Source organism: Amycolatopsis sp. NPDC059027, assembly GCF_042739735.1.
Classification (GTDB): domain Bacteria; phylum Actinomycetota; class Actinomycetes; order Mycobacteriales; family Pseudonocardiaceae; genus Amycolatopsis.
In genome coordinates this window covers 122,301-138,935 of sequence record NZ_JBHYIK010000013.1, presented here as the reverse complement: position 1 = coordinate 138,935, position 16,635 = coordinate 122,301, and the positions used below count along the sequence as shown (strand labels likewise).

Genomic DNA, 16,635 nt, shown 5'->3' with positions numbered 1-16,635 from the left:
CGCCGGGTGAGCGGTTTCTCCCACCGCGGGGGGGGCCGGGGCGGCCCAGCAGATGCTGGCCCCCGGGGGTGGGGGCATCTACCCCCCCCACCTCGCGGAGCCCCGGCGCGATCCCGGGGGAGAGGGCCGCGTCCTCGCGCAGGGGCAGCAGGACGATCGGCGCGGCGGCGGAGGTCAGCAGGCGCTCGGCCGCCTTGTCCACAAAGGACAGATGACGGGCCGTGGACAGGTCCGGCACCATGACCGCCAGCGGTTTCGACGGCCGGGGCTTGACCTCTCGAAGCCGCCGTACGGCCCGATCGTCGCCGGCGTCGCACACCAGCTGGTAGCCGCCGAGGCCCTTGACCGCGACAAGACCGCCGCCGTCGATGACCTGGCAGGCCTGGGCAAGGGCATCCTCTCGGTGCGCGGTCGCCGTCGGGCCCGGGAACCACGAGAGCCGCGGTCCGCACTCCGGACAGGCGATCGGCTCGGCGTGGAACCGGCGGTCCGCGGGATCGCGGTACTCCGCTTCGCAGGCCGGGCACAGCGGGAACGCCCGCATCGCGGTGCTCACCCGGTCGTAGGGGAGCCTTTCGATGATGGTGGCCCGCGGGCCGCAGGCGGTGCAGTTCAGGAACGGGTAGCGGTAGCGGCGGTCGGCCGGGTCGAACAGCTCCCGCACGCACTCCGGGCAGGTCGCGAGGTCGGGCGGCACCTCGGGAGCGGCCGCGCGGCCCCGGACGCTCTCGACGACCCGGAAGCCCGGCAGGAGCACGACTTCCCCGGGCAGCGGCGCCACGTCGACTCCGGTGACCTTCGCCTGCGCCGGGGCGGAACCGGTGAGCGCTTCGACGAACCCGGCGAGCCGGGGGTCCGGGGCCTGGGCGCGGATCACGACGTATCCACCCGCGTTGCGCACGTCGCCGTCGATACCGAACCGCTCGGCGAGGCGGTAGACGAACGGGCGGAAGCCGACGCCCTGCACGGTTCCGCGCACCTCGACGAGTGCCCGGCGCTTCCCAGGCTCCGGCCGGATCTCCATGCCACCTCCCACCCGTTCGCCGATCACCACGGTGCCGTCCGCCGGTCCGGTACGGACAGGGCAGGACGTACCGCGCGTGGAGTCTTTGGTCCCTATTCCCGGGTCGGCGGGCTGCCGGTGACCTTCGGCCCTAGGGCGGACCGCCGCGCCCTCGGTTCAGTGGAACCGGAGGTGGGCCATGACGAGCCGGGAACCGGCGATACTGGATCGGGCAGGACTGGACGGCCTTGTCGACGTGCTGATCGGCGCGGGGTACCGGGTGATCGGGCCGACCGTGCGAGACACCGCGATCGTGCTGGACGAACTCACCTCGGGCAGGCAACTTCCCGCGGGCTGGGGCGTCACCACCGGCCCGGGACACTATCGCCTGCGCCGCCGTGACGACGCGGCGGTGTTCGGCCATTCGGCGGGCCCGCAGTCGTGGAAACGCTACTTGCACCCACCGCGCCGTAAGCTGTTCGACGCCGATCGCGACGGCGTCTTCACCCCCGCGCCGGACGAGGCACCGAAGTACGCGTTCCTCGGCGTGCGTGGCTGCGACCTCGCGGCGATCGCCGCGCTCGACAAGGTGCTCGGTGCCGGGCGGCACCCCGACGGCTCGTACGCGCGACGCCGCCGGTCGTTGTTCGTCGTCGCGGTGAACTGCACCGAGCCGGGGGAGCTGTGCTTCTGCGCGTCGATGGGCACAGGGCCCGCCGCCGGGCCCGGCTACGACCTCGCCCTGACCGAACGCCTCGACGACGCCGGGCACCGCTTCCTCGTCGACGTGGCGACCGATGAGGGCGCCCGGATCCTGGGCCACGTGCCCACCATCACGGCCGCGTCGGCGGAGGTGACTGCGGCACGCAAGGACGTCGCCGCGGCCGCCGGGCGCATGGGCAGGGCGATGCCCGACGCCGATCTCCCGGCGGTGATCCGCGACGCGCGCGAATCCCCGCAGTGGGAGGAGATCGCGAGCCGTTGTCTCACCTGCGCCAACTGCACCATGGTGTGCCCGACCTGCTTCTGCACCACCACCGAAGACGTCACGGAGCTGACCGGCGACCACGCGGAACGGTGGCAGCGCTGGGTTTCCTGCTTCGAGCTCGACTTCTCCTACGTACACGGCGGCAGCGTCCGCACGTCTGGTTCGAGCAGGTACCGGCAGTGGTTCAGCCACAAGCTCGGCACCTGGCACGAGCAGTTCGGCGGCTCCGGGTGTGTCGGTTGTGGACGGTGCATCGCCTGGTGCCCGGCGGGCATCGACATCACCGAAGAGGCGGCGAAGCTGGCAGGGGGCGCGCGATGACGTGCGCCGAACCGATGATCCCGACGCCGTACCGGGTGGCCGCGCGTGCCGTCGAGACGGCCGATTCGGTCACCCTGCGGCTGGAACCGGTCGCCGCGCCGCTGCCTCCAGCGCGGCTCGGGCAGTTCATGATGCTCTACGCCCACGGCGTCGGGGAGGTGGCGATCTCGGTCAGCGGACCGGGTCCCGCGCACACGATCCGCGCGGTCGGCGCGGTGAGCCGCGCGCTGCACGCCATGACGCCAGGCACGGTGCTCGGCGTCCGCGGGCCGTTCGGGACCAGCTGGGACATCGAGGACGCGGCCGGGAACGACGTCGTCATCGTCGCGGGCGGGGCCGGACTGTGCCCGCTGCGTCCGGTGCTGCTCGACGCGCTCGCGCACCGGGGCGACTACCGGCGGGTGATCGTGGTCGCCGGTGCCCGTACACCCGAGGACTTCCTGTTCCCGCGCGAACTCGACGCGTGGGCCGGGCGGCACGACGTCGAGCTCGTGCGCACGATCGACCGCCCGGCGCCGGGCTGGACCGGGCCGGTCGGCTTCGTGACCGAACCACTGTCCGGGCTCAGTCTCGAACCGGAGCGGACCCGCACCTTCCTGTGCGGCCCCGAGCCGATGATGTGGTTCTGCGCGGAAATCCTGCTGGACAAAGGAATTCCCCCGAAGGCCATCCGGGTTTCCCTGGAACGGTCGATGAAATGCGGCATCGGGTTGTGCGGTCACTGCCAGCTCGGCCCGCTGCTGGTCTGCCGTGACGGCCCGGTGGTGGACTACACGGTCGCCGGCCCACTGCTGGCGGTGAAGGAGCTGTGATGGGAAAGCCGACGCTCGCCGTCTGGAAGTTCGCCTCCTGCGACGGCTGCCAGCTGACCTTGCTGGACTGCGAGGACGAGCTCCTCGCACTGGCCGATCGAGTACGGATCGCCCATTTCCTGGAAGCGTCCAGCGAGGTGCTTCCGGGGCCCTACGACGTGTCACTCGTCGAAGGATCCATTACCACGCAAGCGGATCTGCGGCGTATCCGGCGGGTGCGCGAGGAGTCGAAGGTGCTCGTGACGATCGGCGCGTGTGCCACGGCGGGTGGTGTCCAGGCACTGCGCAACTTCGCCGACGTCAACGAGTTCGCTTCCGTCGTCTACGCCAACCCCGAGTACATCGACACGCTCGCCACCTCGACACCGATCGCCGCCCACGTCCCGGTGGACCACGAACTGCACGGCTGCCCGATCGATCGCGGGCAACTGCTCGAAACCCTCAGCGCACTGCTGGCCGGGCGCAAGCCGGATCTGCCCGGCACCAGTGTGTGCACCGAATGCAAACGCCGCGGCCTGAGCTGCGTCCTGGTCGCCGAGGGCACGCCATGCCTCGGGCCGGTCACCAGGGCGGGCTGCGGCGCGCTCTGCCCGTCGGTGCGTCGCGGCTGCTTCGGCTGCTTCGGGCCGATGGCGAAGCCGAACACCCCGGTATTGATCCCGCTCCTGCGCTCGCGTGGCATGTCCGGCGACGACGTGGACCGCGTGTTCAGCACGTTCACCGTGACCGAAACCCACCGCGGAGGGGGACAGGGATGAGCCACCGCAGCAGGCAACTGCGGGTCAGTTCGCTCGCACGGGTCGAAGGCGAAGGTGCCTTGCGGGTGATCGTCGAGGACGGTCGCGTGGAGCGGGCCGAGTTGAACATCTACGAGCCACCGCGGTTCTTCGAGGCGTTCCTGCGCGGCCGCGCCCACACCGAACCGCCCGACATCACCGCGCGGATCTGCGGCATCTGCCCGGTCGCGTACCAGACCAGCGCCTGCAACGCGATCGAACAGGCCTGCGGCGTCACCCTCGATCCCGCGCTCGCCGAAGTGCGCCGACTCCTCTACTGCGGCGAATGGATTTCCAGCCACGCCCTGCACATCTACCTGCTGCACGCACCCGACTTCCTCGGCCATCCCGACGCGGTCAGCCTCGCCACCCGGCACCGTGACGTCGTCGAACGCGGCCTGGCGCTGAAGAAGGCGGGCAACACCCTGCTGGAGACCATCGGCGGCCGGGCGATCCACCCGGTCAACGTCCGCGTCGGCGGCTTCTACTCGTTACCGGCCCGCGCCGAGCTGCGGCCGCTGGCCGAAACCCTGCGCCGAGCCCTTGACGACGCGCTCGGCACCGTGCGCTGGACCGCCGGCTTCGAGTTCCCCGACCTGGAACTCGAGCACGACTTCCTCGCCGCCCGCGAACCCGGCCGGTACGCGATCGCCGACGGCGTCCTCCACTCGACGTCCGGCGCCGCGTTCGCCCCCGCCGAGTTCTCCCGGCACGTCGTGGAGAACCAGGTCCCGCACTCCACCGCGTTGCAAGCGGCCCTCGACGGCCATCGGTATCTCACCGGACCACTGGCCCGCTACACCCTGAACTCCGCCGAACTCTCCGAGACCGCCCGCCAGGCCGCCACCGAGGCCGGGCTGGGGCCGGTGTGCCGCAACCCGTTCCGCAGTCTGCTGGTCCGTGGTGTCGAACTGGTCTATGCGATCGACGAAGCCTTGCGGATCATCGACGCCTACGAGCGACCCCCGCGCCCGGCTGTCGACGTTCCCGCGCAAGCGGGAATCGGCCACGGAATCAGCGAAGCGCCGCGAGGCACCCTCTACCACCGCTACGAACTCGACGCCGACGGCCTGATCCGTTCCGCGACGATCATCCCGCCCACTTCCCAGAACCAGGCCGCGATCGAGGACGACCTGCGCCGGGTCGTCGGCGCGAACCTCGACCTCCCCGATCCCGAACTCACCGCGCTGTGCGAGCGCACGATCCGCAACTACGACCCGTGCATCTCCTGCTCGGCCCACTTCCTCGACCTGCGGCTGGAGGGCCGATGACACCGCGTCGCGTGGTGGTGATCGGCGTCGGCAACGAATACCGCCACGACGACGGCGTCGGCCTCGCCGTCGTCACCGAGCTCGGCAGTGACCCGATCCCGGGCGTCACCACGACGATCTGCGACGGCGAACCCGCCGCCCTGCTCGATGCCTGGACCGATGCCGACCTCGCGATCGTGGTCGATGCCGTGCTCTGCGAACCGAGCACCCCCGGCCGGATCTGGAAATCCACAGTGGACGGACAGCCACCCGGGCGCGGCGCCGCGAGCTCACACGCCCTGGGCATCCCGGACGCCGTCCGGCTCGGCGCGGCACTCGGTCGCGTGCCCGGCGAGCTGATCGTCTTCGCCGTCGAAGCCGCGAACCTGGACCTCGGCGTAGGGCTCTCCCCGACGGTCACCGAGGCGGTTCCCGCGGTGACCAAGGCGATCCGGGCCCTGCTGCGCTGAACTGTCAGGGTGGCCGCGGCGAGCTTAGCTGCAGGGCGGTGTGGTGGCTTCGTCGAGTGCGGCGATGGCGACGGCGAGGTGAACGTGTGCCCAGTTCGTCGCCATCGCTTTGTTGGCGAGCACGACGACCAAGAACTCACCCTCGGCGCCCTTGACCAGAACGTCATCGATCGGTGGGTGACCACCGGCGGCAGTATGCGTTACGAGGCTCGGCATTTCCTTTGCTGGGCAACCGAACGCCGCTTGGTGTCGAAGGTGGAGGTTCCCGTCCGCCCGAAAAACACCACCGGCTACCGGGCCCTCGAAGCCGACGAACGCTGGAGCCTGCTGCACCGGCTCTGGCACGACGGCACTATCCCGCTGGACATTCGCGTCGGTGGCAGCCTGGTTATCCTGTTCGGGCAGCACCTCAGCCGAATCGTTCGCCTCACCATCGACCGTATCGCCGACGACGATCATTTCCATTGCGCTCCTTCACTTTTCGCTTTCTTTCGGGTGGCTGCGGTTGGTCGATACCGGGCGCCATGTCAGCATGGTGACGTGGACCGCGTCGTACTCTTCGATGAGGTCACCGATGCGTGCCACCAAGGCTTCTCCGAACGCCTGGTCATGTGGTGGGCGCTGCATGGTGATGTTGTCGGGTCTTGTCCAGTTTGGTGAGTGCTTCGCTGATGTGGGCACGGGAGTTTCACTCGCGGAGCGCACGCTGTGTCAGGCGGTCGGCGACGTTCTCGTATCGGTCCACATAGGACGGCTCGGTGAAGTAGGCGTGGATGTGGTCTTGGCAGACAGCGACCACGGGGGTGCTGTGGGGGAATCGCGCTACATTCCCGTCTGGACCGGAACACCGTCGGCCGACGTCACGGTGAAGGACCTGCTGAGCAACGACTCCGGCCGCCACCGGCGACAAGCCCGTCGACTACGCCAGGAAGAAACTCCTCGACCCGCTGGGCATGAGGCACTCGAACATGACCCAGGACCAGGCGGGCAACATCAACGCGTTCATGGGCCTGCAGTCGACCTGCCAGGACATGGCCCGCTTCGGCTATCTCTTCCTGCGCAAGGGACAGTGGAACGACACCCAGGTCGTGCCCGCGCAGTGGGTCGCCGACGCCACCGGAAAGCCCTCGCAGGACATCAGCGCCGCCTACGGATACCTCTGGTGGCTCAACCGGCTCGGTCCCGTCGCCACCGTGCAGCACTCCATGACCCGCGAGGACAGTGCGAAAGCCCCGCACACCCAGCTCGTCCCGTCGGCCCCGCGGGACATGTACTGGGCACTCGGCCTCGGCGGCCAGATCCTCCAGATCGACCCCGGCTCGGACACCGTCGTCGTCCGCCTCGGCCCCGCCAACCTGACCGCCGCCTTCCCCGCCCCGGCGAAGACCGCCAGGATCGTCACCGAAGCCCTGGTCCGGCCTAAAACGCGGTTCGGCAGCCGGGCACTTCACGAGGGAAGAAAACGCGAGTAAGATGAACTCGGCTCATATTTCGCTCCCGAAGAGCGCGTCGTCCACGCCGATGATCACCCGCGTAATAATTCGGCATTCGATGATTCGTGTACGCGTGATAATTATCGGTCTTGTCTGCCGGACACCGTCTGCGACCCTTGTCCGTAAATCGGCAACACCTTAGTGTTCCCGTCAGTGGGCGGTCGGTCATCCGGATCGCGGCCACACTTTCCCATTCTCTGTGTTCCTTCAAAGAAGAAAGGGCCGGAAATGACCTCAGCCATGCTGAAAGCCGCCGTGCGTCCCGTGGCGAGGGCAGGCATCATCGCCGCCGTCGCAGCGGTCACCGTAGGAGTGTTCGGCGCCGGGATGGCCAGCGCCGCGGACAAGGAACTGACCTACAAGGGCGAGTTCCCGATCATCGGCGCGCAGCCGGTGAAAGTCGTCGTGCACGCGGACATCCCGAAGAACGTCAAGGCGGGCGAGGCACTCGACGTACCGTTCAACCTGGACGTCGACGCCGGTGCCGCCGCCGGTGACGGCCTGCGGCTGATCGGCACCAAGAACCTGTCCGGCACCATCAAGTCCGCGATCAAGGCCACCCTGAGCGGCGGCCAGTCCGTCCCGATCGCCATCGAGCTGCCGATCCCGGACACCCAGGTGCCGCCGCAGGGGCCGCTGACCTTCAAGGCGCACGGCGCTGTGAAGTTCACCGTGCCGAAGGGCACCCCAGCCGGTGAGGCGAAGATCAACGTCGACCCGAAGGCCACCTCGCACGTCAAGACCGACAGCGCGCTCGGTGAGTTCGACGTCAACCTCGAGCTGGACCCGCCGAGCCAGGACACCCTGCTCGGCAGCACCCAGATCGGCTGACCGAACGGAACTCCGGTGTGGTGGGGCGCTTCGCCGAAGTGTCCCACCACACTGCCGTCGTCGGCAGGTGACGGCGAAGAACGCTCGCTCCACGGTGGCCGGACAGTGATCAGCGCTCCTTACTGTCCACATCAGACAGTAAGGAGCGCCGACGCGAGAAAGGGAAATGATGCTCAGATCCTTCCGGCGAGTCACACTGGTGGCGGCCCTCATGGCGGGTGTGGCGACGGGCGCGACGACCACCGCGGCACACCGGCCGCCGCACTGCCGGACACCACCGCCTTCGTCCGCACCCTGTTCGCGAGGTGACCCGGCCACAGCGGCCGAACACCCCGGCCATGTCCTCAATGGACAGTGCGGCGCCGGGCCGCTCGACCGCCTCGTAACCTGCGCCTGGTCACACCGGCGCCGACGCCATCAGCACCGAGCCCAACAAGCCCACTACCAGCGAAGACACATTATCAATCACGAAGTGCGGCTGGAGTACTAGAGGTCCAGGAGGAGCCGACGTCCGCACGCACGGGACACACAGATCATCATCGTGTCGTTCGCAGCCCGTTCTTCCTCGGTGAGCACCGAGTCCCGGTGCTCGGGGACACCCTCGAGCACCGCCGTCTCGCACGTTCCGCAGACGCCTTCCTGACAGGAGGATGGCACGAGCACTCCGGCGTCCTCGAGCGCCTCGAGGATCGAGCGGCCGGTCGGCACCGTCAGCGTGATCCCCGAGCGCGCGAGTTCGACGTCGAAACTGGTGCCGGGGCCGTTGCTTTCCCGGGGTGAGAACCGCTCCAGGTGCAGGTCGACGGAGGACCGCACCGCGTGGCACCGCTCGGCATCGGCCAGCAGGGCTTCGGGTCCGCAGCAGTACACACTGGTGCCGTCGGGCGCGTCGGCGAACAGTTCCGACAGCTCGGGCAGGCCGGTTTCCTCACGCGGGCAGATGGTCACGCGATCCCCGTACTTTTGGCCGAGTTCCTCATGGAATGCCATTGACGAGCGCGTGCGCCCGCCGTACATCAGCTGCCATTCGGCACTCGCCTCGTCCACGGCCGCGATCATCGGGACGATAGGTGTTATTCCGATGCCGCCCGCGATGAACAGATACCGCTTCGCGGCCACGAGCGGGAAATGGTTGCGCGGCCCACGGATCCGGACCAGATCGCCGGCGCGGAGGTCGTCGTGCACGAACTCGGAGCCGCCCCGGCCGGCACGTTCACGGAGCACGGCCACCTGCAGCGTGGAACGATCGCCGGGATTCCCGCAGAGCGAGTACTGCCGCACCAGGCCGGGGCGGAGCACGAGGTCGACGTGCGCGCCGGGCCGCCACGGCGGCAACGGCTCTCCTGCAGGGTGCCGGAAGGTCAGCTGGACCACGTCGTCCGCGATCGTTTCCTTGCGTGCCAACAGAACCTCGAGGTCGATTTCGGTCTGGGCAAGTGAGTTGACGGTCATGACTCTCCCGCTCGTCCATATCGTTCCAGGAGAAGTAAAACCTCTTGCCAAAACAGGCGGGTGACTCGAATGTCACTTCCCTGTATCGCGATTCTCACGTTGCTCGGTTGATCCGGTGAGATTCTCGATGGTGGTGAAGGCAAATACCTTCCATTTTCGGGGAAATAATACCGGAAAGTGCGATGCTCGCGCATGCCGCGCTCAGCCGAGCGTGAACCGGAACGAAACCCGGCCGAGGTCGCTGCGTGACCACAGGCGGAGTATCGCGTAGTGGTCCCGGGGCCAGACGCACACGACGACGTTGAGTCCACGGGCGAACTGGGCCATCAGGTGCCGGAGGAACTCGCCTGCCTGGTCCGCGTCGAACGGTCCCTGCTGGGCCTGGAAGAACATCGTGCCGCGCGTCGACATCGCGAGGAGGACGTTGACGTCGCCGAAGTAGTCACGGAAACCGGTCATCAGGTTCTGTCCGCTCGTGACCGGGCCAGGCCCGGAATCCGGCGGCTGGTGCGGTCTGGTCCAGGCGACCCAGACCGCGTCGGCGTCGCTCAGCCACTCGTCGCCGCGTATCGGCGTGCGCTGGCGGGGTGCGATCTCGGTGACGCGGCCGCGCATCAGGTCCATTAGCCGTGATTCCTCGATCAGCCCCCAGCGGACCAGGTACTGCGAAACCGTCGTGGTGCTGATCAGGACGCCGAACTCCCGGTTGATCAGCTCGGCGATCGCCTGCCGGTTCCACAGGCGATGCGGCAGGCCGTGACGGTCCGGACGACCATCCACAATGGTCCGTACCGTCCAGGCCTGCTGGGCAGGGGTGAGGGCGTACTGCTCCCCGGGACGCCGGCCTCGCCGTTTCGGGCGGAACGCCTCGTCGCCCAGGCGCTGATAGGACGACACCCAGGCCCCGACCGTCTTTCTGGACACTCCGAGAAGACGCGCGACAGCGGCTCGGGTGCCCCCTGCCTCGACTGCCGCGACGGCACGTCGGCGGAGCTCTTCCAAGGCTTCCGCGGACAGGCTCCGTGCGTCACTACCGGCCATGTTCAAGCCCCGAATTGTGGCGAAAATCCGGTCTGCGCCGGATATCTTCGCGTAAACGAATCGTCACCGGTGACCGCTGGATCCGGCGGGTTCGTTACCGCTCGATTAACGGGATCGGTGTCGCGGGCTCAATGCGCACCTGCGTGCGAAAAACGCGCTGACAATGCTGAGCGAGATGAGTGCGGCCAGTGCGGCGGGGAAGAGTTCGTCCTCCTTCACCGGCAGCGTCTCCGCGGAGCCGATGACGGGACGCGACGGCGCCGAGGCCGCCGCCGGCGCCGGGATTTCGGGCGAGCCCGGCACACCACCGGTGGTCATCGGGAACAGGGCGGCGCCCGGCGTCGGCTCCGCCGGCAGCGAGCCGAAGACCGCGCCGGTCCCCGCGTCCGGCTGCGGCAGGCGCAAACCGCCTCCGGCTGTGACCGCTCCGCCGGCGGCCGGGTTCCCGCCGTCGCCGCCACCAGGTCCGGCGGGGGCGGGAACAGGGGGAGTGGTCCCGTCCGGGAGCGGCGGGCGCGTGGCGCGGAGCAGGATGACGCACACCGAGGCGAGCGTGTTCCGCACGGCGGAGCCGAGCGGCCGGAGTACCGGGCCCAGCACCGCGATATCGCCGAGCCGTGCGATGACCGCGTCGGCGATCCGGGTCCCCGTGACCTCGGCCCGCCCATCGGGCACAGTGCCGACCGGGATGGGCGCCGTGCCCGCCCACGCCGTGCGAAAGGCGGGCGTCAGCAGGCCGAGCGGATCCAGCTCCGCGAGCGCTCGCACCACCGGTTCGGCCACCGACGCCGGGTCCAGCAGGACCGGTTGTCCCGGCGTGCCCTCGACGGTGCTCGAACAATTCGGTGCGGTCACGGGTTCGGCCGCGGCTATCGGGGCGTCGATCAGGCAAATCAGTGTCACCGCGCTCACGGCGAGAAAATGTCGTCCTCGCATGTGACTTCCTCTCCGGTTCAGTTCGACCAGCATCCGGTCAAGGCCGCATGAGCGTCGGGCCACTCTCGGGCGAGCAGCCGGACTTCCCGGGAGAGTTGCACCCGTAACCGCCTTCTGAACTCGATGAGTGCGTCCGGGGTGAACGGCCGTTCCCCGGCGAGGAAATGCAACAGGCCACGATCGCTGAGCGCGACCAGTGCGTGGCCGTGACCGGCTTCGGTCGCCGATCGAGGATGAGTCCAGGTCACCAGGAGCGCTCCGGGTGGGCAGTCACACCACCGCGTGAACACGCCCTCCCTCCTGATCAGCTCCCAGCGAATCAGGTAGTGGTCGATCGTGGATCCCGCGAGCGAGACGCCGAACTCGCGGCGGATCAGGTCCGTGACCGCTCTCCGTGTCCACAGTAGATAGGGAAGCCCGAGGTCGTCGGGTGTTCCACTCGCGATGACGGTGAGTATCCGGGTCTGTTGCGGCCAGGAAAGCGCGAGGCGCTCACCAGCCCGCCTGCCGCGTGTCTGCGGACGGAGAGCGGGCTCGCCACCGGTCCGGTAGGAGCGCACCCAGCTGCCGACCGCCTTTCGCGACACCCCGAACGAGCGTGCCACCTGAGTCTGCGAAACGCCGGACCGGACGGCGGCGACCGCCTGTCGCCTGAGCTTCTCCAACTCGTCCACCGCAAGGCTCCTGGCATCGACCGTGCCCGATCGGCGCTGAGTGTTCACCTGTGCCACCCCTTTTGGTTCTCGGGCACCGCCGGGTACCCGTACGACGGTCTGCTCGGCCTGTCGAAGACAGCGGTGGCGCGGCTACGATCGCGTGACGTCCGGTTCCCCTGCCACGTCGGTCATCCGCGCCTCGTGCACCGGACGCCTTCGCAGGACTGCCGCGGCCGCGGCTGCGAACCCGGCGGCGAGACCGGCACCTCCGAGCATGCGCGCCGGTGTGTCCGAAGTGGACTTCTCCGGTGCTGTGGCGGAGGTCGGCGGCTCCACCGTGACGGTGGGTGCGGGATGTGCCGGCTCGGGCTGTCCTTGGCGTACGGGATCGGACCAGAGAATCGTCTGGCCGTCGGAATAGGTTTGCCGGACGACGAAGCCGAGTGTGCCCGAGCCGGGCATCTTCGCGATCCGGACCGGGAAGTCCTCGAACGTTCCGGCCGGTATGACACCGCTTTCCCACACGATCGACGACACCGTGCCATCGGTCATCTCGTCGGCGTGGGCGGATTCAGCCCGCTGAGTGGTCGTCTGCTTCCGCACTTCGATCTTCCAGCCCGGCAGTGTCCGGGGGACCACGGAGCCAAGCGGATGGTCGGCGGGGAAGGTCACCTCGAGGCGTGTGGTGGTCACGTCGTCGCGTTCGCTGGGCACTCGGAAGGAGAGCACTGCCGGAACCCCTGCCGGAGTGCTGTCCGGACTGACCGAGATGTGGGCGGAGGCGATGGGCTGACAGGCGAACGTAGCGGCCGCACCGGTGAACACGACCACCGTGATGCGACGGGACCACCGGGAACGCGGTGCTCGCATGACTGTCCTTCCTCGAGATTGTCGGCACACCAGGGCGGGTAATCGCCGAGTAACCACCGGGACACCGAGCGGAACCGGGTTCGAACAATAAAGCGAACATGTGTAATCGACTGATTACGCGTCTGTTGCCTGTTCATTGCAGGAAGGCGGCCCAAGATTTTCCTGGCTGTGACTTTCCGGGAAGGCGATACGGTGCATCGTATGCCGTCCCGGCTAAGGTAACACACAGCGGCTCGTAGTGGTGATCCATTTTGGCGGGGTTTGAGCACTTCACCGCCGTGATACTCGCTCCGTTCACTCGATCGGGCGAGTAACCTATTTGCGTCGAGGAGCATCATCCGGGCTATGGGAGGTGTTCCGGGTGCCACTGTAACCACAATTGTCGAGGGTGCGTGCGCACGCTGGGGATATGTCGAAAAATCTCGTGTTTCGCCGAGATGAAGGAAAATGTTCGGCAGTGCGGTGAGGCTGCCCGGCGTGCTCTGGTCAGCTTTCCTCCTGTCATGCCATGATGACCGTCCGCTGGAACAATTTCCGCACGAGCGTCCGAGGGAAAGGTGTGAAAAATCGACCCGTGTCCACTGATGGAGTTCGGCGGCCGCCGATGAGGACCGCGCCTGGCAAAGTCGCGACGTACGGGGCGGCTCTGCTGGCAGCGGTGTCGTGTGTCTGGTCTTTGGGAGTCGTGCTGAGGGGAATGGCCGGCGACTCCGGAATTCAGGTGGCCGAGGTCCTGGTGCCGCCGCCCGCCGCCGCACCGCCCGCCGAGAACGCCGGCCCGGTGTCGCCGGCGAATCCGGTTCCCGTCGCGCCATCCGGCCCGATTCCGGTGAGCGCTTTCCCGCCCGTCACGACGGGTGCGGGGCGCGATATCGACGCCCCGGTCGGTGCGCCGCCGTCCACAACGCCGAGCTCGCCGAGCCGTGAAAGTCCTCCTGTGTCAACGGAATCACCATCGCCGCCCGTGTCGTCCGCGCCGTCCGGCCCCACGCGGTCACCCGTGCCGCCGGACCCCACGATGCCACCGGCCCCCGCCCCGACGGACCCTGTCCCGCCACTCGCTCCCGCGCCCCTCTGTACACCGGACGACGTGGTCTCCTCTCTGCTCTGCACGGTGCTCAAGCTTCTCGCCGGCAACTGAGAAACATTTAATGAAGACCCTTCTTTGGCAATTATCTCCACTTGTCTCACCGTCGGATTCTGCGCGAGGAAATAGATTTCATCACCTCGTAACAAGCCTTGGTCCCGCGTTGACCAGGGTTCGTGATTCACTTTCCTTCGTTCGGTCAAGCGCTGTCGATGCCTGACCTCCCCGCCATAAGAGAGAAAGGAAATCCATGTCCGCTCCAGCTCCGCCGGGAATCCCGGTGAGGCGAACACGATTCAAGGTGGTGGCCGTGTTGGCCGCCATCACGATCGGTGCCTCGGCGGTGGCCGCGGCGCCGGCAACGGCCCAGCAGCCGATCGGTGTCGGCCCGGTGCCGATCACCTTCCACCTCAGGGACGACAACGGCAAATGGTTCGACTCCGGGCTCAACCTGTTCGGTGACCAGTCGCTGGCCGTGGCGGAGATGCCGCGGCTCGGCACGCTGGGCGGCCTGAAGACCGGTGACGAGCTGGCCAGCCTGCTCAATTCCGATCTCGGTGGCGCGCTGAACAATCTGGTGCGCAACGTCCTCGGGCAGGTACCGCTGCTGGGCGCGCTCGGCACCCAGCTCTGGAAGGCGCTGAACCTCGACAACACCTTGTCCGCGGTCCAGTCGATCGGAGCGTCCAACCCGGCGGCGACGCCCGCGGCCACCAAGGCCGCGGGGCTGCTCGGCCAGTTCGCCGAGAAGCTCGCCGTGCTCCCGGCGGACCAGCCGATCAACCTCAACTCCCTGCCGGTCGGCGTCGACCTGCAGGGCGCGCTGAACGATCTGGCGAAGTTCGCGGTCAAGGGCCCGCCCGTGACGGTGAACTTCGTGGTGGACCCGAAGGAATCCACCGGCATCCGTGACCCGATGGGCCTGATCGCTCCCGCGGGTGCGCAGAACTTTCCCTACGAGAACCCCGCGGGCGCGTTCTTCGGCGAGCGGTCGATCCAGCTGACCGAGCCGGGCCTGTACGCGTTCACCGACATGGTCACGCCGTACATGCTGGGCGCGGTGGTGGTCGACGACCCACTCACCATCGGCCTCGACTTCGGGAAGAGCATCCAGGTCAACTCGCGGAACCTCGTGGTGCCGTCGAACTCCGACATCGTCAACCGGTTGGTGAACACGTTCTTCAACATCACCAACCCGAGGAACTGGCAGCAGTACAAGGCGGATTCGGAGAACTCGTTCGACGCGTTCCAGCCGCCGGTGCCGATCCTGCAGTACGACGCCGCCGGTAACCCCGTGCTGATCCCGAACCTGGACGCCTACTTCGACAAGAAGTTCTCGTATCCGAAGACGCTGCCGAAGGGGAACCAGCCCCCGGCGACGCCGGGTGTCGGGGAAGTGTGGATCGACACCGAAGTGGAGGAATGGAACGGCAAGGACAAGGTCGGTTCCGCCACGAAGGTCGACGTAGGCAACTGGACAGTCGACCGGAAGATCGGCGCACCGTCGATCAACATGAACAATCCGCACAACATGTGGACCGACAAGGACTACAAGTACCTGTACCAGACCGAATGGTTTGCCGACAAGGTGGACGTGTTCGACCGCCAGACCGGTCAGTTCATCCGGACCACGCAGGTCGGGCACAACCCCGCGCACGTGATGACCGAACCCGGTAGCGACAAGCTCGTCATCGGCATCAACGCCGGGAACGAGATCGTCGAGCTGGCCCCGGGCGGTACCAACGTGCTCCGCAAGATCTCGGTCAGCCCGACCGGCGAGGTACGGCACCCGCACGCGCACTGGACCAGTTCCGACGGCAAGACGGTGGTCACGCCGAACGTCCTGACCAACAACGCGTCGGTGATCGACATGCCGACGGGGACGGTCAAAACCGAGCCCACCGGGCAGTTCCCGATCGCGAGCAGCATGACACCGGACTCGTCGAAGTTCTACACCGCGGACTTCCTCGGCGAGTCGATCACCTGTGTCTCGCTGGCGGCGAACGCCTGCGACGACAACGGGAAGAAGGTGCACAGCAAATCGATCGACCTGTGGGCGAACTACAGCCCGCAGAACGGGCCGAAGAGCGGTGCTCCGTTCGGTGGTCTCACCATCCAGCTGCCGGTGACGCCGGACGGTAAGGCGCTTCTCGCGGCGAACGTGCTGTCACAGACGGTCTCGGTCGTCGACCCGAAGACCGACAAGATCGTCAAGGACCTGCCGTGCTCGGCGGGCTGCCACGGCATCAACTTCGGTGCCAAGAAGGGCGGTGGCTACTACGGCTACGTGTCGAACAAGTTCGCCAACGTCATGCAGGTCATCGACGTCGACCCGAACAACGACGGCGACATCTCCGACGCGAAGGTGGCGGGCCAGCTGATGCTGGATCCGGTCGCGACGACCAAAATGGACGGTTCGATCGCCGGAAAGGCGGGCTACGGCGGCCAGGGTGTGCTGCCGATCCCGCTGGTCTACAACGGCTGGGCCCAGCAGAACCAGGGTAGCTGGCGGAACCAGCTGACCTGTCAGCAGCTCAATCCCATCACCCCGTCGGCCTGCTAGCCCGACGGACCGGCAGATAGTGGGGGGGGGGGGGGGCGGGACCGCCCGCGCGCGCGGCCCCGGGCGGGCGGGTGTAGCGTCACACC

16 protein-coding genes are annotated in these 16,635 nt (G+C 67.8%); 9 read left to right on the top strand and 7 right to left on the bottom strand.

Going from position 1 to position 16,635, the window contains the following annotated elements; translation table 11 throughout:
- Positions 1–1,024: Sua5/YciO/YrdC/YwlC family protein (locus ACFWY9_RS11975; RefSeq protein WP_378338825.1), on the bottom strand; the 1,024-nt coding region annotated here is incomplete at its 3' end.
- Between the two features lie 178 nt (positions 1,025–1,202).
- On the opposite strand from ACFWY9_RS11975, the gene ACFWY9_RS11970 reads away from it, so the two are divergent.
- The 8 genes from ACFWY9_RS11970 (at position 1,203) to ACFWY9_RS11935 (ending at position 7,944) form a co-directional block, all read left to right on the top strand.
- The gene (locus ACFWY9_RS11970) at positions 1,203–2,312 is read left to right on the top strand and encodes a 4Fe-4S dicluster domain-containing protein (RefSeq protein WP_378328237.1); all 1,110 of its coding nucleotides are present in this window, start codon (positions 1,203–1,205) and stop codon (positions 2,310–2,312) included.
- Positions 2,309–3,124 (top strand): FAD/NAD(P)-binding protein, encoded by an 816-nt coding sequence (locus tag ACFWY9_RS11965; protein ID WP_378328236.1) that lies wholly within the window; start codon positions 2,309–2,311, stop codon positions 3,122–3,124. The genes ACFWY9_RS11970 and ACFWY9_RS11965 overlap by 4 nt, the downstream gene beginning before the upstream one ends.
- Positions 3,124–3,882: an oxidoreductase gene (locus tag ACFWY9_RS11960; protein WP_378328235.1), complete on the top strand. Its 759-nt coding sequence runs from the start codon at positions 3,124–3,126 to the stop codon at positions 3,880–3,882. The genes ACFWY9_RS11965 and ACFWY9_RS11960 overlap by 1 nt, the downstream gene beginning before the upstream one ends.
- The gene (locus ACFWY9_RS11955) at positions 3,879–5,171 is read left to right on the top strand and encodes a Ni/Fe hydrogenase subunit alpha (protein ID WP_378328234.1); all 1,293 of its coding nucleotides are present in this window, start codon (positions 3,879–3,881) and stop codon (positions 5,169–5,171) included. Before ACFWY9_RS11960 ends, ACFWY9_RS11955 begins: the two co-directional genes overlap by 4 nt.
- Entirely contained in the window at positions 5,168–5,620 is a 453-nt protein-coding gene (locus tag ACFWY9_RS11950) for a hydrogenase maturation protease (RefSeq protein WP_378328233.1), read from the top strand. The genes ACFWY9_RS11955 and ACFWY9_RS11950 overlap by 4 nt, the downstream gene beginning before the upstream one ends.
- Positions 5,621–5,629: 9 nt before the next feature.
- On the top strand, positions 5,630–6,280 hold the full coding sequence (locus ACFWY9_RS11945) for a hypothetical protein (RefSeq protein WP_378328311.1): 651 nt from the start codon (positions 5,630–5,632) through the stop codon (positions 6,278–6,280).
- Between the two features lie 293 nt (positions 6,281–6,573).
- Positions 6,574–7,092, top strand: coding sequence for a hypothetical protein (locus ACFWY9_RS11940; RefSeq protein WP_378338824.1), 519 nt, complete (start codon positions 6,574–6,576; stop codon positions 7,090–7,092).
- Positions 7,093–7,341: 249 nt separating this feature from the next.
- Entirely contained in the window at positions 7,342–7,944 is a 603-nt protein-coding gene (locus ACFWY9_RS11935) for a DUF6801 domain-containing protein (RefSeq protein ID WP_378328231.1), read from the top strand.
- Positions 7,945–8,430: 486 nt separating this feature from the next.
- Here the strand turns inward: ACFWY9_RS11935 and ACFWY9_RS11930 are convergent, their stop codons facing one another.
- The 6 genes from ACFWY9_RS11930 to ACFWY9_RS11905 all read right to left on the bottom strand — a co-directional run bounded on the left by ACFWY9_RS11930 (position 8,431) and on the right by ACFWY9_RS11905 (position 13,751).
- Positions 8,431–9,396: a PDR/VanB family oxidoreductase gene (locus tag ACFWY9_RS11930; protein WP_378338823.1), complete on the bottom strand. Its 966-nt coding sequence runs from the start codon at positions 9,394–9,396 to the stop codon at positions 8,431–8,433.
- Positions 9,397–9,597: 201 nt separating this feature from the next.
- Positions 9,598–10,437, bottom strand: coding sequence for a helix-turn-helix domain-containing protein (locus ACFWY9_RS11925; RefSeq protein WP_378338822.1), 840 nt, complete (start codon positions 10,435–10,437; stop codon positions 9,598–9,600).
- A 105-nt stretch (positions 10,438–10,542) separates the two neighbouring features.
- Positions 10,543–11,373: a hypothetical protein gene (locus tag ACFWY9_RS11920; protein WP_378338821.1), complete on the bottom strand. Its 831-nt coding sequence runs from the start codon at positions 11,371–11,373 to the stop codon at positions 10,543–10,545.
- Between the two features lie 17 nt (positions 11,374–11,390).
- The gene (locus ACFWY9_RS11915; protein WP_378328227.1) at positions 11,391–12,047 is read right to left on the bottom strand and encodes a helix-turn-helix domain-containing protein; all 657 of its coding nucleotides are present in this window, start codon (positions 12,045–12,047) and stop codon (positions 11,391–11,393) included.
- 132 nt (positions 12,048–12,179) lie between these two features.
- Entirely contained in the window at positions 12,180–12,899 is a 720-nt protein-coding gene (locus ACFWY9_RS11910) for a YcnI family protein (protein ID WP_378328226.1), read from the bottom strand.
- A gap of 717 nt (positions 12,900–13,616) precedes the next feature.
- Positions 13,617–13,751, bottom strand: a complete 135-nt coding sequence (locus tag ACFWY9_RS11905) for a hypothetical protein (protein ID WP_378338820.1) — start codon at positions 13,749–13,751, stop codon at positions 13,617–13,619.
- A gap of 545 nt (positions 13,752–14,296) precedes the next feature.
- Between ACFWY9_RS11905 and ACFWY9_RS11900 the strand changes: the two genes are divergently transcribed.
- The gene (locus tag ACFWY9_RS11900; protein WP_378328224.1) at positions 14,297–16,549 is read left to right on the top strand and encodes a YncE family protein; all 2,253 of its coding nucleotides are present in this window, start codon (positions 14,297–14,299) and stop codon (positions 16,547–16,549) included.
- Positions 16,550–16,635: the final 86 nt, after the last annotated feature.

Bases quoted from the DNA above. Each gene is read 5' to 3' on its own strand.
- ACFWY9_RS11925 (WP_378338822.1), bottom strand. From the start codon at position 10,437: ATGGCCGGTAGTGACGCACGGAGCCTGTCCGCGGAAGCCTTGGAAGAG.
- ACFWY9_RS11955 (WP_378328234.1), top strand. From the start codon at position 3,879: ATGAGCCACCGCAGCAGGCAACTGCGGGTCAGTTCGCTCGCACGGGTC.
- ACFWY9_RS11930 (WP_378338823.1), bottom strand. From the start codon at position 9,396: ATGACCGTCAACTCACTTGCCCAGACCGAAATCGACCTCGAGGTTCTG.
- ACFWY9_RS11960 (WP_378328235.1), top strand. From the start codon at position 3,124: ATGGGAAAGCCGACGCTCGCCGTCTGGAAGTTCGCCTCCTGCGACGGC.
- ACFWY9_RS11940 (WP_378338824.1), top strand. From the start codon at position 6,574: ATGAGGCACTCGAACATGACCCAGGACCAGGCGGGCAACATCAACGCG.
- ACFWY9_RS11920 (WP_378338821.1), bottom strand. From the start codon at position 11,373: ATGCGAGGACGACATTTTCTCGCCGTGAGCGCGGTGACACTGATTTGC.
- ACFWY9_RS11965 (WP_378328236.1), top strand. From the start codon at position 2,309: ATGACGTGCGCCGAACCGATGATCCCGACGCCGTACCGGGTGGCCGCG.
- ACFWY9_RS11950 (WP_378328233.1), top strand. From the start codon at position 5,168: ATGACACCGCGTCGCGTGGTGGTGATCGGCGTCGGCAACGAATACCGC.
- ACFWY9_RS11935 (WP_378328231.1), top strand. From the start codon at position 7,342: ATGACCTCAGCCATGCTGAAAGCCGCCGTGCGTCCCGTGGCGAGGGCA.
- ACFWY9_RS11970 (WP_378328237.1), top strand. From the start codon at position 1,203: ATGACGAGCCGGGAACCGGCGATACTGGATCGGGCAGGACTGGACGGC.
- ACFWY9_RS11910 (WP_378328226.1), bottom strand. From the start codon at position 12,899: ATGCGAGCACCGCGTTCCCGGTGGTCCCGTCGCATCACGGTGGTCGTG.